Here is a 24,484-nt window from a genome sequence, read left to right on the forward strand (position 1 = left end):
AAGGGGACGTGACCTTGGGCTCAGCTGCAGGCGCACCCACCCATGCACGACGCCGGGCAGGGCGCCCACCACAGGCGGTACTCAGTTCCGTTCGCATCACCAAAGCTGCACTGAAGCTGGTTAGCGCTGACGGGTACAAGGGCCTGACCATGGCGGCGCTCGCCAAATCACTGAATGTGGCCCCCTCGGCGCTGTATAACCATGTCCGCTCCAAGCAGGATGTGCTGCTGCTGGTGGAGGATCACTTGATGGGCCGGGTGGATGTCACTGCTTTTGGGGTGGAACCATGGGCGGACGCCGTCAAGATTTGGGCGCATTCCTACCGTAATGTTTTTGCCGCGCACTTGCCGCTGATCCCTGTGATTGCACTGCTGCCGGTCACCAACGCACCCGCCACAATCACCATGTATGAGGCCGTTACGAAGGGCTTCCTTGCGGCCGGCTGGCCCTCGGATTCCATCATTGACGCCGTGGTGGCGCTGGAGTCATTCATTTATGGCTCCGCCTATGATGTCAATGCTCCCGCTGATATTTTCGACGCCGGATCCTTGGCCCCGCAGGCACCTCACTTTGCCGCCGCGGTCACCCAGCGCAGCAACCCCGGCGGTCAAAGCGATGCCAATGCCGCTTTCACTCTTGGACTCAGCGCCATGATAGCGGGATTGCTGGCAACTAGCACCAGAGTCAGTGATACGGAGTAAGTGCTACTGGGAGGATCGAAGCGCAGTCCTAGGTAAGAATTTTGCGGTAGTGCTCTGCCACGAGTGTTCCGCCGGCTTTCTGTTTCAAGGGGCTCCACCACTCAAGCTCGAACTTACCCACGGTGAATTCATAGCGCTCACCTAGAACAAAACTATCGGCTATGTCCTGCTGATTTTCAGCAGTTACTCCCCTAGCAACAGACACATCGCCACAGTCGTCAGTTTCAATAATTACCCGAAATGGAACATACCGTTTTGACCCCTCATAGAGGCTCGTGGACTTAACCGTGCATTGAACCGCTACTGGGTGGAAACTGTCGTAAATCACCAAAGCTGGTACCACGATGATCACCCAGACAAGAAAGAGGACGGGTATTGCGAGCATCAGGATCACCTTCATCCACGCCCGACGGACACCCGAGCCAGGCTTTTGCTTCATCGCGCAACCATATCTGGAGGAATCGCCGCCATCAAATCTCCGTCCTACAGCCAGTAGGGACTGAGTCTCGGCCCAGAAAGCGGACCACACTAGCCAGGGTTTGCTGGTAACCATAGGCTAAAGCTGCACGTTAACCGCAGACTTCAGGAGACAACCATGGGATTCAGCATTAGCAACGCAGCACTTCGACTCGTTTCCGGAGCGTTCATTCTCAATACCGGAATTGGCAAACTCAACCTTCCTATGGAGCAGGCTGCCGGACTACAGGAATCCGCCCAGCGAGCAATCCCGCAACTGGGCCAGCTGGCGCCTGAAAAGTTTGGCAAATATCTCAGCTACTCCGAAATCGCCCTGGGGACTGTTGTGCTGGCCCCCTTCGTCCCCACCCGGCTTGCGGGGCTGGCACTGGGCGTATTTTCTGGCGGCCTAGTGGCCACCTATTTGAAGGCACCGGGGATGACCCACCCCGGCAGTATTCGCCCCACACCCGCAGGCACCGCCATGGCCAAAGACTTCTGGCTCGCCGGAATTGCCGTTGCCCTCATCTTCCACCGCAAGAAGCGCACGCAGGAAAGCTGACAGGGGCTCCGCCGTCGTACCAGAAATGTGCCACAAAGTCAGACACAACATCTAGTCAGAGTCGGTGCAAAGTGGCACGCTGGAAAGAGGCCGCCCTGGGGGGTCGTAGCGTTTAGCAGCGGCCAACCCACGGAGGATCAGCATGCACACAGCATCAACACAGACACCATCCGGCGCAGGCCCTGATTTTGACTCACTGCGCCACCGTCTCTCCGGGCCACTCTACGAACCCATCGACCCTCACTACGCCGAACTCGCCACACCTTGGAACATGGCCGTCTTTACCTGCCCGGCAGCAGAGGTGGAGGCGTGCAACCCACAGGACGTGGTGGAGTCGGTGAAGTTCGCCGCCGCCAACGGTCTCCCGGTCACCGCCCAAGCCACGGGGCACGGGGTCGCCAGCGACATGGCAGGGGCCTTACTCATCCACACCCGCGCACTAGATGAGTGCACCATCAACACTGACACCCAGACAGCCTCCACCGGCGCCGGCGTCACTTGGAAAACCGTACTGAGCGAGTGCGAAGGCCTCGGCTTGGCGGGATTGTGCGGCTCCGCACCTGGCGTCAGTGTGGCCGGGTACACCAGCGGCGGCGGGATCGGCCCCATGGCGCGGACATACGGGGCAGCCTCGGATAGGGTCCGCTCCATCAATGTTGTGACCGGCGACGGCGCCTTGCACCACGCCACCGCAACCGACGAGCCCGAACTATTCTGGGGGCTGCGTGGCGGCAAAGGCTCACTGGGCATCATCACCGGCATGGAATTCGAGTTGCTCCCACTGCCCATGATCTATGCCGGTGCACTGTTCTTCGACACGCACCACGTCTCCGATATCCTGCACGCCTGGACGGAATGGAGATCCACGCTGACAGCGGCCGCAACCACCTCGGTGGCTCTGATGCAAATGCCGCCCCTGCCGGGAGTGCCCGAACCCATCGCCGGCAAGTTCACCATTGCGGTGCGGTATGTTTTTGCCGGAAAACCGGACGACGGCGCTCGCTGGCTTGCGCCGTTGCGTTCCGTTGCGCCGATGCTCAAGGATGCTGTGGGGCCCATGCCTTCCTCCATGATTGGCCTGGTGCATTCCGACCCCGAGGACGCCCTACCAGCCACGGAAGGTTCAGCCTTGTTGGCCACCTTCGATGCCGCAGCAGCACAAACCCTTCTCAACGTGGCCGGGCCGGACTCTGATTCCCCGCAACTCATGGTGGAAATCCGCCAGTTCGGTGGGTTGCTCTCCCAAGAGCCCGAGATTCCCAGCGCCCTGTGCCACCGTGATGCCGAATTTGGACTCTCAACCGTGGCCGCGGCACCGCCACCGGACTTACCGGCGCTTGCCACACACGCGGCCGGGGAGCGCGAACATATGTCTCCGTGGGCACATGGTGGCACGCTGCCCAACTTCGCCTCGAGCGAGGGACAGGCTGGCTTTGCCACAAGCTATACGGCACCGGTTCTAGAGCGACTGTCGGGGCTAGCCGAACACTTCGATCCCTCTCATGTGTTCCGGATGGGGCAAGTGCCCATGCGGTAGTCCGCAGGGCGATAGACTCGCAAGTGGGTTATTGCCCGCCGGCCCATCTCTTTCTTGCCAATTCGGAGCCGTCCCTTGAACAGCGCCAACCAGCCCCAACACTGCTCACCCCTATCCGAAAGTAACGCCAGCTCAGTCATTCTGCGCCGTGACGATGTGGTGAAGCACCGTGGCATGCTGGCGCTGATCAACGGCGCAGACCACAAAAACCCCGTATTGCCGCAGGACGCCACAGTGGCCGATCTATTGGCTGTTCGTGACGCCCTCGATGCATGCTCCATCGAGTACCTCTTGGTTCGAGGAGAAGATAACCGCCCCGTGCTCGCTATCAACTCTGCCCTACGGGCTGGCGTGGAGCACTCCTTGGCGCTCGGGTTCCGGAATGAACCGTTCTACGCCCGAACCGTGGCTAAGAAAAAATCCACAGTGCTGCTCGCCGACGGTGCTCTATCTACTGATCCAGAAGCCCTAATCATTCGGCTGTACCGGCCACGCGTAGAACCCCGGGGCGGCCTGTATTACGGCGCCGCAGGTGCCATTCAACTTGAATTTTGGGACTACTCTGACGCCCACATATTTCCCCCTGGCACCAACGCTCTCACCCGCACCAGCATCGAACGCCGGGACTTTGTTCCGGCTACGCTCACGCGGTACGGCCGGAGCTGGCCCACCATTGAAAACATGCTTGCACCCCACGTCTTTGACATCAACTTTGAGATAGACATGGTGTTTTCGTGGGTTGACGGCAGCTCCGAGGACTACCAGGCCGCCCGGCGTGAGCTTGAATCTGGAGCCGTACTAGGCGAGGGCGACGATCATGAATCGCGTTTCCGGCAAGTGGATGAGCTAAAGTATGCCCTCCGTTCGGTGCATATGTTTGCCCCGTGGATTCGTCGAATTTTCATCGCTACAGACTCAGCCGCACCGGCTTGGCTAAACGATCATCCAAAGATCACGCTGGTCCGCAGCCACGAGCACTTCGCGGACCCTTCCGTGTTGCCAACCCACAACTCCATGGCCGTGGAATCACAGCTGCATCACATCGAGGGGTTGGCCGAGCATTTTCTATATTCCAATGACGACATGTTTTTTGCTCGCCCACTCTCACCCGAGCTCTTTTTCACGCCAGGGGGCATCAGCCGTTTCATGCTTTCCCCCAACCGCATTGGTCTGGGCGAAAGCGCCCAAGAACGAAGCGGCTTTGAGAATTCAGCCCGGGTCAACCGTAGGCTTTTATTGGATCGATTCGGCGCCTTCACAACCCGCCACTTGGAACACAGCGCGGCCCCCTTGCGCAGGTCCGTCCTGACCCAATTGAACAAGGAATTTGAGCCCGAGTTTGCGGCAACCGCGGCCAGCACCTTCAGGGCTGCCAATAATATTTCCGTGACGAATTCGCTCTACCATTACTACGCCTTGCTGACCGGCCGGGCGGTCATGCACAAGGATGGCAGGGGTATCTATGTGGACACCGCCAACATGGCTGGCCTGACCCAACTCCCGCACGTGCTGGCCCGGCGCAATGCTGACTTTCTGTGCCTCAATGACGGCAGCTTCGGCGATGCCACACCAGAATTGCGCCGGAAACTTGTCACAGATTTCCTAGAGGACTACTTCCCCTTCAAAGCGCCGTGGGAAAAGTAACCGGATGCAAGCTGGCCCGGGCAACGAAACGCGTTTCCCGGGCCAGCGGTCACCGCCTGACTTAGTCCAGGTACCCGTTAGGGTTCAGGACGTACTTGGTGGCCGCACCGGCGTCGAACTCGGCATAGCCGCGCGGCGCATCGGTGAGCGAGATCGCCTGGGCGTTGACGTTCTTGGCAATGGAGACCTTGTCATGCAAGATCGCCATCATGAGGCCGCGGTTGTACTTCATCACAGGGCACTGCCCCGTAGTGAAGGCTAGCGACTTGGCCCAGCCTGTGCCCAAACTCAGACTCAACGCGCCCTTCTGCGCTGCCGCATCGATGCCGCCGGGATCGCCTGTCACGTAGAGTCCCGGAATGCCCAAGGAACCACCTGCCGCGGTGATGTCCATGAGCGAGTTCAGCACGGTGGCCGGAGCCTCCCCCGCCCCATGACCGTGACCCTTCGCCTCGAAGCCAACAGCATCTACAGCACAGTCAACCTCTGGAACACCCAGCAGTTGCTCAATTTGAGACCCTGGATCGCCATTGGATAGGTCAATGGTCTCGCAACCAAATGTGCGCGCCTGCGCCAACCTCTCCGCATTCATGTCTCCAACAATGACCACGGCGGCACCCAGCAAATGTGCTGAGGTGGCTGCGGCAAGGCCCACGGGTCCGGCACCGGCAATGTAGACCGTGGAACCAACCCCTACCCCGGCCGTTACCGCACCGTGGAACCCTGTCGGAAAAATGTCGGAGAGCATGGTCAGATCCAGCATCTTCTCAAGTGCTTGATCCCGGTCCGGGAACTTCAAAAGGTTCCAGTCGGCGTAAGGGACCAGCACGTACTCGGCCTGCCCGCCTACCCAGCCGCCCATGTCCACATAACCGTAGGCACTGCCCGGGCGGTCAGGGTTGACGTTCAGACAGATGCCGGTCTTGCGCTCCTTACAGTTCCGGCACCGGCCACAGGCAATGTTGAAGGGGACGGAGCAGATGTCGCCAACCTTGATAAATTCGACGTCGGGGCCCACTTCAACGACCTCGCCGGTGATTTCGTGGCCCAGGACCAGATCAGCAGGAGCTGTGGTGCGTCCCCTGACCATGTGCTGATCCGAGCCACAAATGTTAGTGGCAACTGTGCGCAAAATGACGCCGTGGGGAACCTTGCGTCCCACATTTGCCGGGTTGACGCCCGGCCCGTCCTTGAGCTCAAATGTGGGGTAGTCAATGTCAATGACCTCAACCACTCCAGGTCCCTTGTAGGCAACTGCTTTGTTTCCTGACATGGATATGCTTCCTATCTGTTAGTTCAGAAGGCGGCACTTGACGCCCTCTAGTGCAACGAGACACATCCCCAACGGCCGCTACAGGCAACTGCCACGCACACAACTACTTACGTGGCGAGAGCAGGGACGGTGGAGTAAAGCCCAGCCTAGGCCGGAAAAAGTAAATATGTAAGGAAAATCACGATGTGACGGCGCCGCGCGGCCAGGGGCTACCTTCCAGCCGCTCAACATCGCTGTTAAACTCCTGGAGTCCGGCCAGAAACTGTGCCCGGCGCGCCACCGGCCACTCCTCCATAACCCGCTCAATACCTTGGGCATGGATAGTGCGCGTCGCCTTCATGGCAGCAATCCCGGCTGGTGTGGGCGTCACACGGCGGGCTACCTCGCCGCTTGTATTTGGGGCATAGGCGAGCAATTCAGTGCGCAGCAGTGCCGCCACCTGACGGTGCACAGTGGAGGCATCCAACCGGAGCGCCGCGGCCAGCTCCTTGAGCGTCATGGGGGTAACATTTTCCAGCCAACTCAGGAGGACCATGGCCGAGCGGTCGAGGACTTCCTCGTGCCGGTGATACGGGCGCAGAGCATGCCGAGCCAGCAACATCAGCTCATATTCGAGCTGTTCCAGCACCTTTTCTTCGTGTAGCACAATCCTCATCTCAATAATCTTGTGTATGATGCATACTTATTGCATCATACACAAGATTGATTTTATCGGGAGCCCAGTGTTCAGTAGTAAAAACAAAAGTTCCACCCGCACACCTTCACCGGCCATGATTGTTGCAACGTTGGCGTTTTGCGGCATTGTTGTCTCGCTCATGCAAACGTTGATCATTCCGCTGATTCCCGAGCTGCCTAAGTTCCTCAACGCCTCCGCCACTGATGCCTCCTGGGCCATCACAGCAACGCTGGTGGCCGGCGCTGTAGTGACGCCCATCAGCGGACGTCTAGGTGACATGTTCGGCAAGCGCCGAATCCTGATCCTGAGCTTGCTAGCCATGGTGGTTGGCTCAGTGCTGTGTGCTCTAAGTGATTCGCTCTCGATCATCGTAGTGGGACGCACACTTCAGGGACTGGCCATGGGAGCCATCCCGTTGGGTATCAGCATCATGCGTGACGAGCTGCCGCCGGCAAAGGTGGGGCCTGCCATCGCCACCATGAGCGCCACCATGGGTGTGGGCGGGGCCATCGGTATCCCGTTGTCCGCCTTGATTGCCCAAACCGCCAACTGGCACATACTCTTCTGGGTTGCGGCGGGGCTGGGCCTTGCCTGCACCTTGCTCATAGCCTTTGTTCTGCCCGAATCCCCCGTTTTCACACCCGGCCGTTTTGATGGCTGGGGCGCTGCCGGACTGGCGGTAGGTCTGGTTGCACTGCTTGTACCTGTCACCAAGGGCAGTGAATGGGGCTGGGACAGCCCCCTAACCATCGGCATGTTTGTCGCGTCAGTGGTCGTCTTGCTCGTCTGGGGCTTCTACCAGCTTCGCACCACCAACGCACTCGTTGACCTGCGGGTTTCGGCGCGTCCGCGAGTACTGCTGACAAACCTCTCCTCCATCATGATCGGCTTCGCCATGTACGGCATGTCGCTGATTTTCATCCAGCTCCTGATGGCCCCGGCCGCAACCGGTTATGGGCTTGAACTGACCATGATCCAGGCAGGCCTGGCGCTGGCACCGGGCGGCATTGTCATGATGCTGCTCTCCCCCGTCTCGGCGAAGCTCTCCGCACGCCGCGGTCCGAAGGTGACCCTGACATTGGGTGCCCTCGTTATCGCAGCCGGATATGTCGTCGCCCTGTTCCTCAACGGCGCCGTATGGGAAATCATCGTCGCTTCCATGGTGATCAGCGCCGGCCTGGGCCTTGCCTTCGCCGCCATGCCCGCCCTCATCATGGGCGCCGTGCCCATTACCGAGACAGCCGCAGCAAATGGCCTCAACTCGTTGATGCGTGCCATCGGAACGTCCAGTTCAGCCGCCGTCATCACAGTGGTGCTGGCCTCCATGAGCATGCAGCTTGGCCCGTACTCATTGCCCACCATGGATGCGTTCCGCGTGACATTCCTGCTGGCCATCGGCGCTGCTGTGGCCTCGGCCGTGCTCGCCGCCTGCATCCCCACAGGAGGTGCGGCGCCCTCCCATGCACCAGCTCATGGCACGACGCCGGCCGCCAAGTCGGGCGTGCCCGTCGCCTAACGTAGCGGCTTTGACAGCGCAGCTTCCCTTGGCAGCCACACACGCCGGGGGAAGCTGCGCTTTTGTGTTTTTCTCCGGCGCTGATCCTGCGCAGATCCGCGTCAGAGCGTGGTGGGCAGGCCCTTGACGTAGGCCGCCTGCCCACCGTGCTGTACGCAGTCATCGACAATGCTGACGAGGCGCACCGCCAGCGTGACGGGTGGGTTCCACCTTGTGTCCACCACCTGATCCAGCTCAAAATTGGACAGTTCCCGGACGTAATCCAGGCTCTGAGCTAGGACGTTGTGGTGGTACTCCTGCAGGAGAGCCAAAGACTGTACACGCACCGCATCCACCTGCGCCGACGTGTGCCCATAGCCGTGATCGGCAGGGTCAAGCGCAAAGCCGAAACTCTCGGCATAGCCGCCCCTGCTCCACACTGATTCCAGGCCCGAAACGTTGGCAATCTGCTCGTCCTGTGCCCGGCTTAGATGCCATACAAGCCATGCGATGGAATTGCCTGTACCGCCGGGCCGCCAATTCGCCCGCTCCGGGCTCAGCCCGTCCAGAACCGCAGAGACAATGGTGTCAATCCGACCAAAAGCATCTTCTAAGAGCTGCGAAGTTTCCATAGGGGCCATGCTCCCACCACCGCCGGGCACTGTCGAGGGGAAGTACGCCGGAGCCGCGGAGCGTCCTGGCTTATGTCAGGATGATGACATCCAGCGTGCGCGGACCGTGGACACCCTCAACCCGTTCAAGCTCAATATCACTCGTGGCACTAGGCCCGCTGATCCACGTCTGCGGGCGGGTGGCTTCCAGGCGCGCAATGGCCTCGGGCAGCACCTCCACAATTTGGACCACCGTCAGGAGACATATGTGCCGGTCCGGAACCAGTGAGATGATGCGCCGGCCCTGATCCTCACTGCCGTCAAGCATGATGGTCCCGGTCTCTGAAACTGCCACAGCGGAAGCAGTTACCACGGCGTCCACGGCATCCAACTCGGCGGTGGTGAGGCGATGCTCGGGTGAGTCAACATGGATAGCCAGCGCCCCGGCGTCGTTCTTCACAGCAACGTCTTTGAGCCGGGAAAGCCACGCCTGGGGCAGGCCGTGCGGCACCACAATCGAGGCCGATCCGGCCAGCAGTTCCGCCAGGCGCGCCGGGGCCTCAGCGGCGGGCGTGAGGAACACGTTCGCCTTGTAGTCGATGAGCCGCTCCACGAGTTGCTCGAGCCGCTGCTCCGCGCTCATGTTCGAGGCGCGGCGGTACTCGCGTGGCACCACGGGAGTCTCGGGTGCATCGCGCAGCGCCGATTTGATCCTGGTCATGATCTCTTCGCGGGCGCTCATGCCTGCTCCCCTTCTGTGGTTCCAGCGCTGCTGTTTCCGGGTATCGCGGCGGCACCTGGCTTGTGTTCCTTGGCCCACCATTGGCGAAATGACTGGCTCGGCGGTGCGGGGATATCCCTGCTTTGCGTCCACCCACCAGCCAGTCCGGGAAGCTTCTTGATGACCTTGTCGCGGCCGGCGGCAAACTTGCCCAGAGGCAGCCCTTTTTCCAGCAGATTCAGGTGCGCACCTGAGGAAAACGCCCACTCGGCGCCCTTCATCATGAGGTCCATCTGGCTGGGGACCTTGAGCTTTGCACGTTGGGAGTCAACGTCCTCGCCGCGCAGGTGGACAAGGATTTCGGGGATGTTGATCTTCACCGGGCAGGCGTCAAAGCAGGCCCCGCATAAGGAGGAGGCGTAGGGCAGAGAGTTATTTTCTTCGCTCTTGATGCCGGTCATCAGCGGGGAGAGGATGGCGCCAATGGGTCCTGGGTAAGTGGAACCGTAGGCGTGTCCGCCGGTGCGTTCGTAGACGGGGCAAACGTTCATGCACGCCGAGCAGCGGATGCAGTTCAGCGCGGTCCGGCCGAACTCGTCGGCAAGTGCTGCGGTACGGCCGTTATCCAGCATCACCAGGTGCACGTTTTGGGGGCCGTCGCCGGGGGTGACTCCGGTCCACAACGAGGTGTAAGGGTTCATCCTCTCCCCTGTGGAGGAACGCGGCAGCAACTGCATGAACACTTCCAGGTCTTCCCAGCGGGGCAGCAGCTTTTCAATGCCCATGACGGTGATGAGGGTTTCCGGCAGGGTAAGGCACATGCGGCCGTTACCTTCGGACTCCACCACTGTCAGGGTGCCCGTGTCCGCCAAACCGAAGTTGGCACCAGAAATGGCCACTTTCGCAGAGAGGAATTTCTTACGAAGATGCGTGCGGGCAGCTTCGGCCAAACGCGCTGGTTCATCAGTCAGGTTCGGGTCCACAACAGGCATCTCGCGCAGGAAGATCTCCCGAACCTGGCTGCGGTTCTTGTGGATGGCCGGGACCAGAATGTGGCTGGGCTTGTCATGATCGAGCTGGACTATCAGCTCCGCAAGGTCGGTCTCGTAGGCGGCAATGCCCTGCTCTTCGAGGTATTCATTGAGGCCAATCTCCTGGGTGGCCATGGACTTGACCTTGACCACCTCGGTTTCGCCGGTTTCACGGATAAGCGCGGTGACAATCTGGTTGGCTTCGTTGGCGTCGCGGGCCCAGTGGATGATCCCGCCGCGTGCGGTGAAGTTCGTCTCGAATTGTTCCAGCAGGGCCGGCAGGTTCGCCATGGTGGCGTTCTTGATGGCGCTGCCAGCATCTCGCATGTCTTCCCAGTCGGGCAGCTCGGCAACAACTTTCAGCCGCTTGTCCCGGATGGTGTGGGTGGCGTGGCTCAGGTTGGCACGCAGCTGCTCATTGCCCAGTTCGCGGTGCGCGGCCTGCGGAAACGGCTCGGTCGCGTTGAGGTTACCGTGTCCAAAAACCGGAAGTGTAGGCATGCCCAGAAAAGTGTTGCCGCTCATCGCTTGCTCCCTGCCAATGTGACCTCGCCGGTGACGGTGATGGGGTTTTGAAGTGTGCTGGCCAGGATCTCGGCGAAGTGGAGGGTGCCCACGTCACTGCCTTGGCGAGACAGTCCGCCGCCAATGTGCATGAGGCAGCTGGCGTCGCCGCCGGAACACAGTTCGGCGCCGGTGCCACAAATATTGGCCGCCTTATCCGCGTTCATGGCGGCGGAGACATCGGCGTTTTTCATGGAGAAGGTGCCGCCAAAGCCACAGCACTGATCCGCTTGCGGCAGTTCCACCATTTCAATGCCGCCCACGCTGGCCAGCAGGTTCAATTGGCGGTCTTCCAAGTGCAGTAGGCGCATGCCGTGACAGCTTGGATGGTAGGTGACCTTGTGGGGGAAGTACGAGCCCAGTTGTTCAGCGGCGTTGGTTATGCCCAGGACATCTGTTAGTAGCTGGGACAGCTCATACGTTTTTGCACCCACCACCGCGGCCCGGGCCTCCAATGCGGGGTCCCCACAACGGCGGGCCACCAGCTCATGCTGGTGCTTCACACTGGCAACACAGGAACCAGAAGGCGCCACGGCGACGTCGTAATCCTGCGTGTCAAAGGCCTGAACATGGTTCGCCACCACGGCGTGGGCTTCCTTGAAGTAGCCGGAATTGACGTGCATCTGCCCACAGCAGGCCTGCCCCGCCGGGAACACCACCTCATGCCCTAGCCGTTCCAAAATGAGCACAGTGGCCTGTGCTGTGCGCGGATACATGGCGTCGACGATGCAAGTGGCGAAGAGCGCAATTTTCATGTTCTCCACTGTAGGCCAAAACACATTCAATGTGGACTGACCACACCCTAACTTTTGTCACGGCCTCTAACGCTGGTCCGTGGCGCAAGACTACAGCGGCAGTCCCGCACCCGGCTTGAGGTTTTTCATGACCAACGTTGAGCTCACACGCTGCACGCCGGGGAGCATGGTCAGTTCATTGTCAAAGCACTGCTGGTAATCGCTGAGGTCCTTCGCCATGACCTTGAGAATGTAGTCAGGGTCTCCGAAAAGGCGTTGGGCCGAGGTGATGTGCAAATTGGCCACAACCATGGCTTCGAAGTCTTCGATGGTGGGGCGGTCCACGCGGGCCAGCGTGACAAAGACCAACGCTTCAAAGCCCAGCCCAACGGCGGCCGGATCAATGATGGCCCGGTAGCCGCTAATGACACCCGACGCCTCCAAGTCCTTTAACCGGCGATGGCACGGCGCAACCGTCAACCCCACCTCAGCGGCGAGTGCGGTAGCGCTCTTACGGCCATCAGCTTGGAGCGTGCGCAAAATTTCTTTGTCTATAGCATCAATCACAGATATATCTTATCGCCATAACCACTATTGTGGGCGAAAAAGGTAAACACTTATGGCATAAATTTCCCTAAGATTGCGGTACCCATCAGCATCACCACAGCACGCAGCAGGAGCAGCATGGATCCGCAGGCACTCACAGGCTTCCTTATAGTCGCCGTCACTCTGACATGCACCCCGGGCCCGGATTGGGCGTTCGCCATTGCGGCAGGCTTGGGCAAGCGCAGCTTTGTTCCCGCCGTTGCGGGGCTATCCTCCGGCTATGTGCTGCACACCATCTTGTTGGCGGCGGGAATTGCGGCCTTGATGACTGCCATGCCCAGCTTGTTGCTCTGGCTGACCATAGCGGGGGCAATCTACCTTTTGTGGCTCGGGTTCATGACCACCAAGTCATGGCGTGGTGCCGGATTCCTCACCGTGGGACCCAACGGCGAACTGCCCGTGGATATGGCCGCCGGAAACTCCTTGCCAGCAGCTGACGCTCTTCGCAACCGTCCCGGATCTGAGTGGGGGGCGTTCCTGCAGGGCTTTGGCACCAGCAGCATCAACCCGAAGGGAATGCTGCTATTTGTGGCCCTTACGCCTCAGTTCATCAGGGCCGACGCCGCATTTTCGGTGCCACTGCAGTCCGCCATTCTGGGGCTTTCCTTTGTTCTGATGACCGCAATCATTTACACCTTCGTGGCAGCCGGCGCCCGTAAACTGCTGCGTTCACGCCCGGGTGCAGCCCGCGGTGTGACCCTCACCAGCGGCATCATCATGTGCGGGCTGGGAGGGGTGCTGTTGGTGGAGCAAATTGCCCCCGTGGCACAGGCGGCCAGCCAACTGCTGGCCGGAGGCTAGGCTCCCGCGCCTACGGACACTAAGCGCCTCAGGCGCCTTGGACCAGCTGGCCAGCCCGCGCCTACGGACACTAAGCGCCTCAGGCCAGCAACTAGCCCTGAGCTGCCCGCCAGGCCGCGAGTTCGGCCAGCAACTCGGCCTTGCGTGCAACCGATGCGAAGGAGGAACGGATGGAGTTGCCCGCCAGAAGCTCCACGGTTGCCACATCCCAACCGAACTCGGCAGCCAGTGCTTCGAAGTTGGCGCTCACATAGCCGCCAAAATAGGCGGGGTCATCGGAATTGACGCAGACATTGAGCCCTGCTGAAATCATTTGCGGCAGGGGGTGCGCAGCCAAGGTGTCCACCGCCCGCAGGCGCACATTCGAGAGCGGACAAACTGTCATGGGGGTTTGCTCCCGAACCAGCCGCTTGACCAGGATCCTGTCCTCAACAGCCCTGATGCCGTGGTCAATGCGTTCCACACCCAGCAAGTTCAAGGCGTCCTCAACGTAGCTGGGAGGGCCTTCTTCCCCCGCGTGGGCCACGAGCCGCAACCCTGCCTCGGCTGCCCGCTTGTACAACCGGATGAACTTCGACGGCGGATTGCCCACCTCTGCGGAGTCCAGCCCAATGCCGATGATCGGCGCCTTCATGGCCAGCAGTTCTTCCAACACCTCCAGCGCTGAGCCTTCGGATTCATCACGCAGGAAAGCAGCAATGAGTTCGGTGGAGATTCCAAAGTCAGCCACGCTGGTAGCGAGCGCAGCCGCTATGCCGTTGACCGCCGTGGCCAATTCCACGCCCCGCGCCACATGGGCCTGCGGGTCAAACATGATTTCCGCGTGGCGTACCCCGCACTCTTTGGCCCGGCGCAAATACGCGCGGGTCATATCGGTAAAATCATCCGCCGTTACCAGCACTGCCATATTGGCGTAGTACAGATCCAAGAAGGATTGCAGATCGGTGAACTGGTACTGCTCATGCAGCAGCTCAAGCGTGGGGAACGGCAACGCGATGCCATTGCGGGCGGCCAGTTCCAGGATCAATTCCGGTTCCAGCGTGCCCTCAATGTGCAGGTGCAGCTCAGCCTTGGGCAGGGCCGTCAGGGCCCCCGCGTCAACGTGGTTAACAGAGTCATCGCGTTCAGCAGAGGCGTCAGTCATGGTGCCAGTCTACGTGGGAGCGGCCATTGAGCCGCGGTGTGACTAGGCCGCCTCGTGACTAGGCCTTAAACAGCTTTGCCAGCAGTTTTGGATCCACAATTTCAGTGCGAATCACTTCGCTGAGAGCTTCTGCCGTGGTGGCGATGCCCGTTCTGCGGCGTACTTCCTTGCGCAACTCATCCAGCATGGCCTCGGATAGGATCAACTCCAACAGCGCGCCAGGTTCGGTGGCTGCCCTGTGCCGCCACATCTCATCAATACGCCGGCGCTTCAGGGCTTCCTTGTGCAATAGGAACATCAATTCTGTTTTCTCAGCCAGCGGTGCCGGCCCCAAAAGATCAACCTCAAACACAAGATCAACCACCACGGGCAACCCGCCGGTGAGGTGGTAGGTCTGCCACACGGCACCGTTGGTCAGCACCATCCACTCCACACCTTCATTGACCGCGTACATGAGTACTTGGCGCAGGTGGCGTTCGTTGAGTTTCTGGCTGATCCGTTTGACCTCGATGAAGGCCACCATCTGCTTGTCGATCCGCACACCGTAGTCGGCAAAGTCCTGTTTGACCATGTATTCGGTGGTGAGGTCCTTGAACTTGTCATAGTCCAGCCCCTCACACAGCATGTCCGTCACTACCATGCGGGTATCTCCCTCGTTGGCATCCCGGGCCTTGAGCGCCTCAAGCGGCTTGACGTAGCGCTTAATGGCCTCGTGCACTTGTTCAATCGCCGCAAGTTCCCATTTGGGGGTGCGGGATACTGGCACCGCTTTGGGCTCTGCCGCCTGCGCCTCTGCCGGGACCGGGACAGGAACGGAGTCAAGAGAGGGGGCAAGCGATACTTCCACCTGCACCTCTTCTATCTGTACTGCTTCTACTGTCACCTCCACCTGGACGATGGCGGCCACCTCCGGTTCGCTTCCTGCCGGGACGAGAAGCTCTTCCGGCAGATGCAGGTAGGGGTCACCTACGCCAAAGGCTGCCTGTTTGAGCATCCAACTGATGGTGGGCTCCCAGGCCTGAACAATGTGAGCCCCGGCACCGTCTACTGCGACAACTTTGGTGTGGGCAATAAGTTCCAAGTCTGCATAATCTGGCACTTGACGCCCGGCGCGGGTTAGCTCAGCAGCCCACCTGATTAAGATATTGAGCCGGTTTTGGCCCTTGGCATCCAATGAAATTTTCTCCATACGTCCGTACTCCTTGCGTCTGTGCATTGAAGTTGCTGTTTTTTATCCACTGCCCGGCCCCGTTGGGCGCTTCCTTGGATAGTGCTGCAGCATCCGGGCCAGGGTGCCCGTTTACTGTTCCCAATAATTCCTTTGGCCGTTGTAAGGCTGCGGCATGTTGGTATATGGCCCCGGCGCTCCAAAACCCTGGGATTGAACGGGGTCAATTTTAATAAGATGCGCTGCTGGTGCCGCACACGCTCGGGTCCTCTCGGACGCCCTGTTGATCATGGCAAAGGACCACACCACGGCACCAAAACCGAAGGTGAGGGCCAACCACCACCCGGGCCCCACGCTGAAGGAGAGATCGGGGATGGCTTGGCCCAGATCAACCGTGGACAGGTCCACAGTGGAACTGTCCAAGCCCAACCATGCCGGGTCAACGCCGTCGGGAAGTCGCACCTCCCCCGCCACATTTTCCAGGTTCAGCAACTTCGTCACGTCCCCCACCGTATATTTGAGCGCACCCACCGAACTGGCAAGGGAGACAGCCGGGGCTTGGAGTGCAATGGCCACGACGGAGAGGAACATCCACCAGCAGCCAAACCAGCCCATCAGCACGGCCCCCGTACGTGTGGGACGCCTTACCCCGAGCGCAGCCGCACCCACAACAACCACGAGGGAAATCACCAAGACGGCCCCAATGACTGTGCCCCAGGCGCCAATGCTCAGCGCGGGTATCCCCGCAATTCGCATCTTGAACCAGCCCAGAAACATGGACAACAGCAACACTGCCGCCAGGATACCCAGTGCTGTCAAGAAAACTCTTCCTGCACGGGAGCGAATCCACCACAGTTCCCCGGGAAGGGGCGCCATCTTTTTGTGACTGGCCAAAGCCACAATGGCCAAGATCAGCAAACCGAGCACGGGTATCAAGGCGCCAACAAGGATTCCTACCCACACCGGGATACTGCCCAGAGAAGCCAGCGCATACCCGGCCAGTCCGCCAAAAACCAGACTGGCCAGGGCAGCAATCATGGCGGACTGCATGAGGAAATTCAACCAAATGTTCAGATCCATGACCGTTCCACCTTTGATAATGTTGCCCGTATCCGCTGGCCTAGCCGGGCGAACTTCTAGAGGACACCCGTAGCGCTCAGAACCCATTTCGCCGGGTCCAGGCACCTAAACGGGGCTATCCCCCGGGCGTGCACGGATTTCCCATTGGGTGATTCGCCGAGGGCTGAGACCGCGAAGAAGCGGTAGTTCAACGGCCGTCCGTTATTTGGATTCTCCAAACTCATAACAAGGTTCTTGGCCTCAAGTTTGTGCAACAGGCTGCGCACTTCCTCGTGCAGAAGGTCCCCATCCTGCTGGTTGTAGGCAGCACTTTGCAGACTTGGGTCTCGCAGAAAAGCAGCCCCTGAGTTGGACATGATTGACTGCCATGCAACATCATCCACATTGCGCATTTCCTGGAGCGCATCAAACTTGGACAGGATCACCGCCAAATGTGGTGTTGCGGAACCCAGCATGCGCAGCAGATTTCCCAAGACCATCTGCGGGTCCCCTCCGAGAAGGAGCTGCGCGGGGATGAGGTCCTGCAATTTGAGCCGAATATCGGGGACGGCCAGCGGATCAAACATGAAGAACAAAGCATCGGCATTAGCCAGGAAAGAGAGCGGACGCAGGTTTTCTGGAGGGTTCTCCATGTCCTCACCCGCAACGTCGCGAATGGAGAGGAAACGGCGCACCCCATTGACCATGCCAAGGCTCAAAATCACCGGGTCGCGGGTGTACGAATCCGCCTGCAGATTGCTGGGGGTGGGGTTCATGAGGCCGCGCTCCTTGAAGAGTGGCTTCTCATAAATTTCCGTGTACTTCTCCCGTGAACGGTTGTCTGCAAAGTCAACCGAGCAATTGAGCAGGCTCATCAAGTACTTCAGTTCTTTGACCAAAACAGCCAAATAAAGTGACTTCCCGGTTGCCCGGGCGCCACTCATGGCAATGCACGTAGCCCGCCCCACACGCCAATCAATAGGCAGCACGTAGTGACAGCGCGGGCATGCATCCTGTGCCGGTTCGTTGCAGCCACCGCACGCGGCGGTATCTGCCGGGCGCCAGTTTTTACCGGCATCAGCGGGTGGTGGCTGATATATTTTGGGACCATTTTTGACTTCGAAACCCATGAATCCGCTAGCCACTTCGTCAGTCTCTGTGGGGCATAGCCCTGTAGTACAGACCCAGAACGCCTGCTGATCCGTAATCTCCTGAAAACAACTAGGACATTTAGTGCTCATCGGTTCACCTTCCCTGACAAATCCGAGCCTGCAGGGAAACATGCCTGCAGTAGTGATGCGACCACTGCAGATAGTGCACGGGGGTCCCGCAGCAGCCTGTCACTGACCGATTCGCCTTGGATAGGCGCTTCTATGAGTGTGTTGGGAGCATGCGAGCCGCCCAAAAGCTGCCACGCTGCCGGATCACCAACTGCCACTATGTGGCGGATTTCCTCCCCGGACCCATACCGTGGCAGCTCTTCGGCATCCGCAGGCAGCCCATCAGTGAGCAGATACACCAGCTGCTGTGCGGGGAGCCCGTAGTGACTATCAAGGCGGCTCGTTGAACGGAAACCGCTGGATGGAATCCGGTTCTTGAAGTGTTCGTTGATAAGCGCTGGCAGTTGCGCCAGGTCAGCAGGTGGCAGCAGGTGGAACGACTCGTCAACAATTGCCGCGTTGACGTCCCGGCCGTTTGATACAACTTGGGAAATCCCGGCAATCACCTGAGCCACGGTAGCGATAGTCCCTTCTTGAACCAGATCCACGGTGGATCCTGAGCCATCCACAGCAACCACCATGTTCACGGACAGGGCTGGCTCCACCCATTGCAGTCCCAGAATTTCCCTCGTGGCCACTCGCGCTGCGTTGCCAAGCGCGCCTAAATCAGCGTCTGCCTGATTGTGTGCTGCCCGAACGCTCAAGGCCCCTTCGCCAGGAGAAATAAAGATCAGGTCCTTGCGATCCAGCCCGGAAACGTCAACGGGGGCCAACACAACCCGTTGTGGATCCGCGGTCACCTTGTCTTCCACAACAATGGACAGGTGGGCGATTGTGGGGGCCGGGAACCGTTCCATCCCAACCGGCAGTAGCGAGACCATGGTGGCACCAGCCACTTGCGGCAGGATCACCATACTTTCCGCACTGGGTGGACGCATCACGTTCTGTACGGCCCGGGAGTCTTGGGAGATCTCCAACCAGCCTTGGACGCCGGGGCCTTCAAGGCGAAGGATGAACCTCAGGGGGCGCACATTGAGCTTTACCTCAGCTGCGCCCTCCAACATGTAAGTGGGCATTATCGATCCTTCCACAACGCCGATTTGATGGACTTAATAGACTCACGGAAGGCTGGGCGGTCCTGTTCTGCCGCCATCCTTCCAGATTCGGTACACAACTGATGCCACCAAACGGAGAACATCTTTTCGCGTTTCTGGAACGCCTTCTCCCGTTGGCGATCCGATTCCGTTTCCGGCAATCCCTCGCGGATGACTTCCAGGGTTGCGGCAGCGGCGCCATCAAGATCGTACAGTGGCATGGTCGCCAGGACCTTGCGCAGCGGAACTTCCAGAACAGGAACGTAGCTTCCATTCAGAGGCACCCGGATACCGCCCAGGTAGCGCCCCTCCAGGCCAGCGCCCACTGGAAAGCCGGGCTGAATGTACAAGGCGATCCTGCCCAGATGCTCGGCGTCGGCAATACTGAGACAGCTCGTTTCCACACACCTGCCAAGCGCGTTGGCAATTCCGGGATCCGCCATCCTCCCGAGACTTCTCAGTTGTTGTTTCAGGGCGTGCGGCCACGGCCCAAATGGCTTGTCCGAACCCAGAACTATGACCGTTGCAACCACCAGAAGTGCGCTAACGCTTCCTGGCCCCAGCATCCGGCCCAAGCCTGTCAGAGCGTTGTCCAGTGTCCGCACGAACATCACGGCCTTCTCATAAACCACATCAGGACTGCCTTGCACCCAGGAGTGGGCCAGACCGGCCACTCCCGGAGCCTGGTCTTCGCTGGCCCGGCGCAGGTTGGCCAATTCAGCTTCCAACGGCGTGATGTCTTGAACCCCCCGCATACTCACTAGCTTGCACAGTTCCGCAAGGCCTTGGGACCACGGCTCTTCCAACAGAACGCTGTAAAACAATTCTCCGGGCAGTTCCTTGGGGCACCGTTTTTCAACGAGCCACAGCTCTTCACCATTCCACGCAGTGGCCTGGTTAAAGAGAAGCTGCGGCAATAGCTCTGGTTCTTGCGTTCCGGAAAAGGTTTCCATCAGCCCTACGGCCGCAACGACTCGCGCCCTATCAACGGCCCCCTGCCCGTTGACGCAACGCCACAGCGCCACCTCAACAATCATGGGATCGAGCTTCATGCCATTGCGGCTCAGCTCTTGCGGGACCACAGCCTGGGGCACACCGGGGAATAACCAATCCCGAAACACTGCAGGCATCCGGTTCCCAGGCAGGGATTGTTCAAATCGTCCTGTGCGTGCCACACCGTCCAAGAACCTCCGGGCCACATCGCCACTGCGCAAAGGGCCGTTCATCTCGGCTAATGCTTGTGCCTCATCATCAAAGTCAATGACAGCACCGATCACCCGTTCAATGATCTCTTCCGTGGCATCAGCAAGTTCAGTGTCAGCCCTTGCTGATAAATCAATCAGCTGGCATGAAGCAACAAAGTCCAGCACACCCGGAGCCGTCAACACGGATTGACGGCTGCTCTGTTCGGCCAGCCTGGTGCGAAGCCCAAGGATGGTTGACCGGGCCAGAGCCTTCAGGCTCGCAGTGTTAACCTCCACCCGGTAGTCCTCCGGCAACGGCACACTGCCGGGGAGTTCCAGCCAGTCAACATCGTTTAAGGCCCGTTCAAGATAAGTCTGCACCAGTGTTTCTCGGACCAGCTCGGATGTCTCACCCCTAAAGAGCTCATTCCACGCATCCTGCGCATGAACACTGCCGGATGCGCTGATGGCCGCCAGTGTCTGAGCCAAAAGTTCGCCGTCATTGCGCAGGGAGGGCGGCGAGGACATCTTCAACACAACAACAGCCTCGGCAGCCGCATCCGCAAAAATATGCGGTTGCCGCACAGCCGTCAATGCCAGTGGCCAGCTGGGGTCGGCCCCGGTCTCTCCCAACCGCGCACTGACGTGGTCCAATTCCGCCATGACTTCCTGTGTTGTTTCACGCGAGGCAACAGCGTCTTGAGCCAATGTTCCCCAATATGTTGCAGAAATGGTGGATCCGGCCGCCGTGGTGTGCGGGTGACCTCCCACGTCCCCCATATTTGGGGTTTCCGCCTCATCAAGAATCACAATGCCTGAGAGCTCACCCAACAACGGCGCATCTTCACGCGGTACACAAGCAAGATGGACACCACGGGCAAAGACTGTCTCCAGCGAAGCCGCACGTTCAAAGAGTGAAAAGTTAAGCTGCCGGGCAAAGTGGGGAGAACACAGGAAGCTCACTGCGGCCGTCCACAAGGCGGCGTTGTTCGTCGAGTCTGCAACCAGTACGACGCCGGGTCCCCCACGCATTGCCCCACTCACAGCATCAAGGAGAACGGCAAGCACTCCGGCCCGCCACACATTTTGGGCGAAGAGGAAGTCCAAGACGCTAGAGGCCCCCAGCCCAGGGGCGAAAGCTCCTGCCGAAAACACGGGGAGTTTTGCGCCATTGACCTGCTCAGCACCGTATGGCCGCAGTAACTCGGGCGAATTCCACCATTGGATGGGCCGGATTCCTGGGCTGGCATTTTCGGGGTTTCTGTCCACCAGGACATGGCTGAAAACGTTTCCCGGCCGTCCGGACGTATCCGCACCGGCCATGACGGCGTGCCAGTAGCGGCCTTGGCCGGATTCGTCGCGAACATGGGTAAAACGCCTGGGCATGGCTGCAATCTCTGCACTCCCAGGGAAATCATTGGGCGCTACCACTGGGTCGAATTGGGTTACTATCCTGGACTGCAGGGCAGCAAATTCCTGATCGAGTAGGCCACCGCTACGCTCCTTCAACTGCCACCCTCCCCGTGTCCCATGGCCCAGATCGAAGGAGGCATAGCTAAGCTGACCCCATCGCGGCAACGAAGTCTCAGCGTCCACCGAGCAGCCCCCACGCTGAATTGCCCCGGGACAACAATGAGAGCTCGTTGACGCCAGGATCCAGTACGGCCATCATCTTAAGCCCCTCCAGCGCCACTGCCGGGAATAGCCGAACATATCCTGTCCCCGGGCGAACTTCGGCATCCCACGTTGCCTGGTCAGTCTTCCAAACATCGGCAGGGTCTGATGGCGCCCTGTTTTCGGGTTGGAACACACGGGCCGCCGGAGCAGCTCCGTCCATGTCACGCATCATATTCAGGTGCAGCCCATCCGCCGCAGTCAGAGGCAGCCGCTCAGGATGATAGACGAGTACGAATCCCGGCAACTGTGCGTTCGGCATGCGGGATTGCACCGCCACCGTCAACCCGGTGATCTTGCCTGTGAATCGGTTCTTTCGCTGCGCCACGTTATAAGAAACACGCAGCAGCCAGGGGTAGTTGATGGTGGTGACAGTACCGCTGACCCTCGACCCGGCTTCATAGCTGACGGGAACCAAGTGCAGGTCGCAGCCTACCGCCGGCAGCAGAGTAGAGAAGTAGAGGCCGCCGCGCTGGTTATATCCCGAATGGGAAATCTCTTGCGGCTGGCCGGTCAACGCAGCTTCAGCACCTTGACCGGGAGCCCCGCTGTAAACCATCACAGCATCGGCACCGTCTGGCCATTCAAACGTCAGGATCTGACTGTCCACACGTTCCACAACCTTGGCATTGCGGATTCTGGTGGGCCGGGTGCTCACCGTGCTGGCGCCCACATGTGCGCGGCCCTCAAGAACTGTCACTGGTGTGAAGTACGTTCTGGTCCATTCCACCGGCCAGGGGACATTGAGCATGGAGGCCGTGCCATCCAAAGGCTCTATGGGGTGGGCCAACCGGAATTCAGGGCGCAGGCCACCCTGTTCCAAAGTAGCTTCTTCGATGGCTTTTAGCTCAATGCCGGCAGCCGGCCGGGTGGCGGTACGGTAAATGTCCACGCGGCCCCCGGGCGGAATGCTCCAGTTCAAGTCAACGAGGACGGTCTCATTATCGTCGTCGGCTTTGACCGTTGCGGCAAGATCATCAACGGGCAACAGGACAGAGGATACGTTCATATGGACCACGGCGGGTGCCGATAGCCGATTGACGTTATGGACCGCAGCTTCCGTATACACCTTGTAGATGTAGCTGACACCGCGCTCGGCCTCGGTATCGACAAAACCGCCCAGGTTGGTCCCACCAGCTAAGATCCGGTAGGCGGGGTCACTGCCAGCAAATGCTGCCACTGCGGCAGGAATACGGAAGATCTGAACTTTTTCAGTTCCGGGAAGCGCCGTCCATTGTCCAATGATCCTGCCGCTGTCTTCACGGATGTCCACCACAGGAACTTCACCCACCACATCCAGCATTGCGTGCAGAACGGGCTGGGAGTTTAACGCGTCAGTTTGGTCCCGACCGGAGTTGCACCAGACCTGAACATGGCGAACAGCAGTGCGGAATGCTCGAGGATCCAAGGCAGCCGCGTCTGTGGAGATGGCAATGACGTCAGCTTGGTCTGGGTTGTAAGGCACCATCCCATCGCCGGAAATAATGCGGTAAATCTTAAAGTCACCAGGGTCGGAGTTGGGGTCCCACGCGTAACGGCGGGACCCATCCTGGGTTCGCGTCAATTTGATCTCGCCCGGTGTTGTTTCTGCTGACATGAAGTCATAGGCAGCAAACATGCTCACCTCCAGCACCCCAGAAGCCGCTTGACCCGGCGCGCTGGCAGTTGCGGCCGCAGCAACGCTGGGCTGTGCTTGCTGGGCCATGGCTGAAGTGGAAGCCTTGGCCGGGGCCTCAGAGTGCACAGAGGCCGTTCCTGTGGAGACAGCGGGCGGCACCATCGATGGTTGAGCGCTAAGCGGGTGTGGCGCAGCATCCGGCAGAGGCGGTGCGCCGGAGTGGGACATCTCAGCCGGCGGGGCCACAGCGGCCAGAAGGTTCACGATTTCCTGCGCATAATCTTGTGCAAAACCAGGCAGTTGCGCCTGGACTGCTTCCAAATCACGTTTGCTGTTGGCCACGGCTCGCAAGTTTCGATCCTTGATTTGGTTGGCAAATGGCCGTCCTTCATCCACTGCCGCCCTGCGCCAGTTCTTCAACAGTTCCTCACATCGTTCCGCGAGCGTTGGCGGTGCAGGCGCTTGGGCTGCGGGGACCGACTGTTCGGTAACTTCCACGTCTACCTCTTCCACAACATATTCCAAAGGCTGAGCTCGCACAGGCCCGGGTGCGGTGACTTCGGGCGGGGCGGAGGCCCGGACAGCTGCTGCACCTTCTGGCCGGTCGTATTCGCTGCCCAGCTGACGGTGTGGATCGGCAATGTTGAATGCCACCTGCTTCAACAACGTGCGGATGGCACCCTGCCACGCCTGCACGAGATCCACATCCACGCCGGGCGCGTCAACTCCCTTGGCAATGGCAATCGCGGCCAAATCATTCTCCGACGGGGCAAGGTACCCCCTGGCCGCAACGTCGTTGGCCCATAAGCGCAATGCACTGAGCCGCGCCTCATACTTTTGATCAATTGTCATTGCGTTCACCTTTACTGCTGTGGATTTCCGCTGCTGTCCTCCCGCTGTCAAAGGACGAC

At 59.7% G+C, this 24,484-nt stretch carries 21 protein-coding genes; 6 read left to right on the forward strand and 15 right to left on the reverse strand.

Annotation, left to right across the window (positions count from 1 at the left end):
• Positions 1-14: 14 nt before the first annotated feature.
• Positions 15-701: a TetR/AcrR family transcriptional regulator gene (locus tag ABIB48_RS11165; RefSeq protein ID WP_354213070.1), complete on the forward strand. Its 687-nt coding sequence runs from the start codon at positions 15-17 to the stop codon at positions 699-701.
• A gap of 28 nt (positions 702-729) precedes the next feature.
• Here the strand turns inward: ABIB48_RS11165 and ABIB48_RS11170 are convergent, their stop codons facing one another.
• On the reverse strand, positions 730-1,140 hold the full coding sequence (locus ABIB48_RS11170; RefSeq protein ID WP_354213007.1) for a hypothetical protein: 411 nt from the start codon (positions 1,138-1,140) through the stop codon (positions 730-732).
• Between the two features lie 156 nt (positions 1,141-1,296).
• Here ABIB48_RS11170 and ABIB48_RS11175 point away from each other — a divergent pair, with 156 nt between their 5' ends.
• The 3 genes from ABIB48_RS11175 (at position 1,297) to ABIB48_RS11185 (ending at position 4,900) form a co-directional block, all read left to right on the forward strand.
• Positions 1,297-1,719, forward strand: a complete 423-nt coding sequence (locus tag ABIB48_RS11175; protein WP_110105778.1) for a hypothetical protein — start codon at positions 1,297-1,299, stop codon at positions 1,717-1,719.
• 142 nt (positions 1,720-1,861) lie between these two features.
• Positions 1,862-3,256, forward strand: coding sequence for an FAD-binding oxidoreductase (locus ABIB48_RS11180; RefSeq protein ID WP_354213008.1), 1,395 nt, complete (start codon positions 1,862-1,864; stop codon positions 3,254-3,256).
• A gap of 75 nt (positions 3,257-3,331) precedes the next feature.
• Positions 3,332-4,900 (forward strand): stealth family protein, encoded by a 1,569-nt coding sequence (locus ABIB48_RS11185; RefSeq protein WP_354213010.1) that lies wholly within the window; start codon positions 3,332-3,334, stop codon positions 4,898-4,900.
• A gap of 61 nt (positions 4,901-4,961) precedes the next feature.
• On the opposite strand, the gene fdhA is transcribed toward ABIB48_RS11185, so the two are convergent.
• Positions 4,962-6,173 (reverse strand): formaldehyde dehydrogenase, glutathione-independent, encoded by a 1,212-nt coding sequence (fdhA, locus tag ABIB48_RS11190; protein WP_110105775.1) that lies wholly within the window; start codon positions 6,171-6,173, stop codon positions 4,962-4,964.
• Between the two features lie 178 nt (positions 6,174-6,351).
• Entirely contained in the window at positions 6,352-6,828 is a 477-nt protein-coding gene (locus ABIB48_RS11195) for a MarR family winged helix-turn-helix transcriptional regulator (protein ID WP_315914541.1), read from the reverse strand.
• A gap of 115 nt (positions 6,829-6,943) precedes the next feature.
• Here ABIB48_RS11195 and ABIB48_RS11200 point away from each other — a divergent pair, with 115 nt between their 5' ends.
• Complete coding sequence (locus tag ABIB48_RS11200) at positions 6,944-8,365, forward strand: MFS transporter (protein WP_110105936.1); 1,422 nt, start codon at positions 6,944-6,946, stop codon at positions 8,363-8,365.
• Positions 8,366-8,466: 101 nt separating this feature from the next.
• Here the strand turns inward: ABIB48_RS11200 and ABIB48_RS11205 are convergent, their stop codons facing one another.
• From ABIB48_RS11205 to ABIB48_RS11225, 5 genes are all read right to left on the reverse strand, one after another.
• Positions 8,467-8,976 carry a mycothiol transferase gene (locus ABIB48_RS11205; RefSeq protein WP_354213012.1) on the reverse strand — a complete coding sequence of 170 codons (510 nt, stop codon included), beginning with the start codon at positions 8,974-8,976 and terminating at the stop codon, positions 8,467-8,469.
• Between the two features lie 70 nt (positions 8,977-9,046).
• Complete coding sequence (locus ABIB48_RS11210) at positions 9,047-9,697, reverse strand: LutC/YkgG family protein (protein ID WP_110105772.1); 651 nt, start codon at positions 9,695-9,697, stop codon at positions 9,047-9,049.
• Entirely contained in the window at positions 9,694-11,232 is a 1,539-nt protein-coding gene (locus ABIB48_RS11215; RefSeq protein ID WP_354213013.1) for a LutB/LldF family L-lactate oxidation iron-sulfur protein, read from the reverse strand. Before ABIB48_RS11215 ends, ABIB48_RS11210 begins: the two co-directional genes overlap by 4 nt.
• Entirely contained in the window at positions 11,229-12,026 is a 798-nt protein-coding gene (locus tag ABIB48_RS11220) for a (Fe-S)-binding protein (RefSeq protein WP_315914545.1), read from the reverse strand. Before ABIB48_RS11220 ends, ABIB48_RS11215 begins: the two co-directional genes overlap by 4 nt.
• A gap of 90 nt (positions 12,027-12,116) precedes the next feature.
• The gene (locus ABIB48_RS11225) at positions 12,117-12,572 is read right to left on the reverse strand and encodes an Lrp/AsnC family transcriptional regulator (protein WP_110105770.1); all 456 of its coding nucleotides are present in this window, start codon (positions 12,570-12,572) and stop codon (positions 12,117-12,119) included.
• A 117-nt stretch (positions 12,573-12,689) separates the two neighbouring features.
• On the opposite strand from ABIB48_RS11225, the gene ABIB48_RS11230 reads away from it, so the two are divergent.
• Positions 12,690-13,412, forward strand: coding sequence for a LysE family translocator (locus ABIB48_RS11230; RefSeq protein ID WP_354213015.1), 723 nt, complete (start codon positions 12,690-12,692; stop codon positions 13,410-13,412).
• Between the two features lie 91 nt (positions 13,413-13,503).
• On the opposite strand, the gene ABIB48_RS11235 is transcribed toward ABIB48_RS11230, so the two are convergent.
• The 7 genes from ABIB48_RS11235 to ABIB48_RS11265 all read right to left on the reverse strand — a co-directional run bounded on the left by ABIB48_RS11235 (position 13,504) and on the right by ABIB48_RS11265 (position 24,425).
• Positions 13,504-14,556: an adenosine deaminase gene (locus tag ABIB48_RS11235; RefSeq protein WP_354213016.1), complete on the reverse strand. Its 1,053-nt coding sequence runs from the start codon at positions 14,554-14,556 to the stop codon at positions 13,504-13,506.
• A gap of 58 nt (positions 14,557-14,614) precedes the next feature.
• Complete coding sequence (locus tag ABIB48_RS11240) at positions 14,615-15,745, reverse strand: type I restriction enzyme HsdR N-terminal domain-containing protein (RefSeq protein ID WP_354213017.1); 1,131 nt, start codon at positions 15,743-15,745, stop codon at positions 14,615-14,617.
• Positions 15,746-15,856: 111 nt separating this feature from the next.
• Entirely contained in the window at positions 15,857-16,804 is a 948-nt protein-coding gene (locus ABIB48_RS11245) for a hypothetical protein (protein WP_315914550.1), read from the reverse strand.
• A 56-nt stretch (positions 16,805-16,860) separates the two neighbouring features.
• Positions 16,861-17,928 carry a hypothetical protein gene (locus tag ABIB48_RS11250; RefSeq protein WP_211315105.1) on the reverse strand — a complete coding sequence of 356 codons (1,068 nt, stop codon included), beginning with the start codon at positions 17,926-17,928 and terminating at the stop codon, positions 16,861-16,863.
• Between the two features lie 92 nt (positions 17,929-18,020).
• Positions 18,021-19,079 carry a vWA domain-containing protein gene (locus ABIB48_RS11255; protein ID WP_315914551.1) on the reverse strand — a complete coding sequence of 353 codons (1,059 nt, stop codon included), beginning with the start codon at positions 19,077-19,079 and terminating at the stop codon, positions 18,021-18,023.
• Positions 19,079-21,877, reverse strand: coding sequence for a GAP1-N2 domain-containing protein (locus tag ABIB48_RS11260; protein WP_315914552.1), 2,799 nt, complete (start codon positions 21,875-21,877; stop codon positions 19,079-19,081). The genes ABIB48_RS11255 and ABIB48_RS11260 overlap by 1 nt, the downstream gene beginning before the upstream one ends.
• On the reverse strand, positions 21,867-24,425 hold the full coding sequence (locus tag ABIB48_RS11265) for a SaeA-related protein (RefSeq protein ID WP_354213018.1): 2,559 nt from the start codon (positions 24,423-24,425) through the stop codon (positions 21,867-21,869). The genes ABIB48_RS11260 and ABIB48_RS11265 overlap by 11 nt, the downstream gene beginning before the upstream one ends.
• Positions 24,426-24,484 lie beyond the last annotated feature (59 nt).

Origin of the sequence: Arthrobacter sp. UYCu511 (assembly GCF_040547105.1) — a bacterium.
Taxonomy (GTDB): Bacteria; Actinomycetota; Actinomycetes; order Actinomycetales; family Micrococcaceae; genus Specibacter; species Specibacter psychrochitiniphilus.

Coding starts and splice junctions, on each gene's coding strand:
- ABIB48_RS11170 (WP_354213007.1), bottom strand. CDS start 1,140: ATGAAGCAAAAGCCTGGCTCGGGTGTCCGTCGGGCGTGGATGAAGGTG.
- ABIB48_RS11175 (WP_110105778.1), top strand. CDS start 1,297: ATGGGATTCAGCATTAGCAACGCAGCACTTCGACTCGTTTCCGGAGCG.
- ABIB48_RS11180 (WP_354213008.1), top strand. CDS start 1,862: ATGCACACAGCATCAACACAGACACCATCCGGCGCAGGCCCTGATTTT.
- fdhA (WP_110105775.1), bottom strand. CDS start 6,173: ATGTCAGGAAACAAAGCAGTTGCCTACAAGGGACCTGGAGTGGTTGAG.
- ABIB48_RS11195 (WP_315914541.1), bottom strand. CDS start 6,828: ATGAGGATTGTGCTACACGAAGAAAAGGTGCTGGAACAGCTCGAATAT.
- ABIB48_RS11200 (WP_110105936.1), top strand. CDS start 6,944: ATGATTGTTGCAACGTTGGCGTTTTGCGGCATTGTTGTCTCGCTCATG.
- ABIB48_RS11205 (WP_354213012.1), bottom strand. CDS start 8,976: ATGGAAACTTCGCAGCTCTTAGAAGATGCTTTTGGTCGGATTGACACC.
- ABIB48_RS11210 (WP_110105772.1), bottom strand. CDS start 9,697: ATGAGCGCCCGCGAAGAGATCATGACCAGGATCAAATCGGCGCTGCGC.
- ABIB48_RS11215 (WP_354213013.1), bottom strand. CDS start 11,232: ATGAGCGGCAACACTTTTCTGGGCATGCCTACACTTCCGGTTTTTGGA.
- ABIB48_RS11220 (WP_315914545.1), bottom strand. CDS start 12,026: ATGAAAATTGCGCTCTTCGCCACTTGCATCGTCGACGCCATGTATCCG.
- ABIB48_RS11230 (WP_354213015.1), top strand. CDS start 12,690: ATGGATCCGCAGGCACTCACAGGCTTCCTTATAGTCGCCGTCACTCTG.
- ABIB48_RS11235 (WP_354213016.1), bottom strand. CDS start 14,556: ATGACTGACGCCTCTGCTGAACGCGATGACTCTGTTAACCACGTTGAC.
- ABIB48_RS11240 (WP_354213017.1), bottom strand. CDS start 15,745: ATGGAGAAAATTTCATTGGATGCCAAGGGCCAAAACCGGCTCAATATC.
- ABIB48_RS11245 (WP_315914550.1), bottom strand. CDS start 16,804: ATGGATCTGAACATTTGGTTGAATTTCCTCATGCAGTCCGCCATGATT.
- ABIB48_RS11255 (WP_315914551.1), bottom strand. CDS start 19,079: ATGCCCACTTACATGTTGGAGGGCGCAGCTGAGGTAAAGCTCAATGTG.
- ABIB48_RS11265 (WP_354213018.1), bottom strand. CDS start 24,425: ATGACAATTGATCAAAAGTATGAGGCGCGGCTCAGTGCATTGCGCTTA.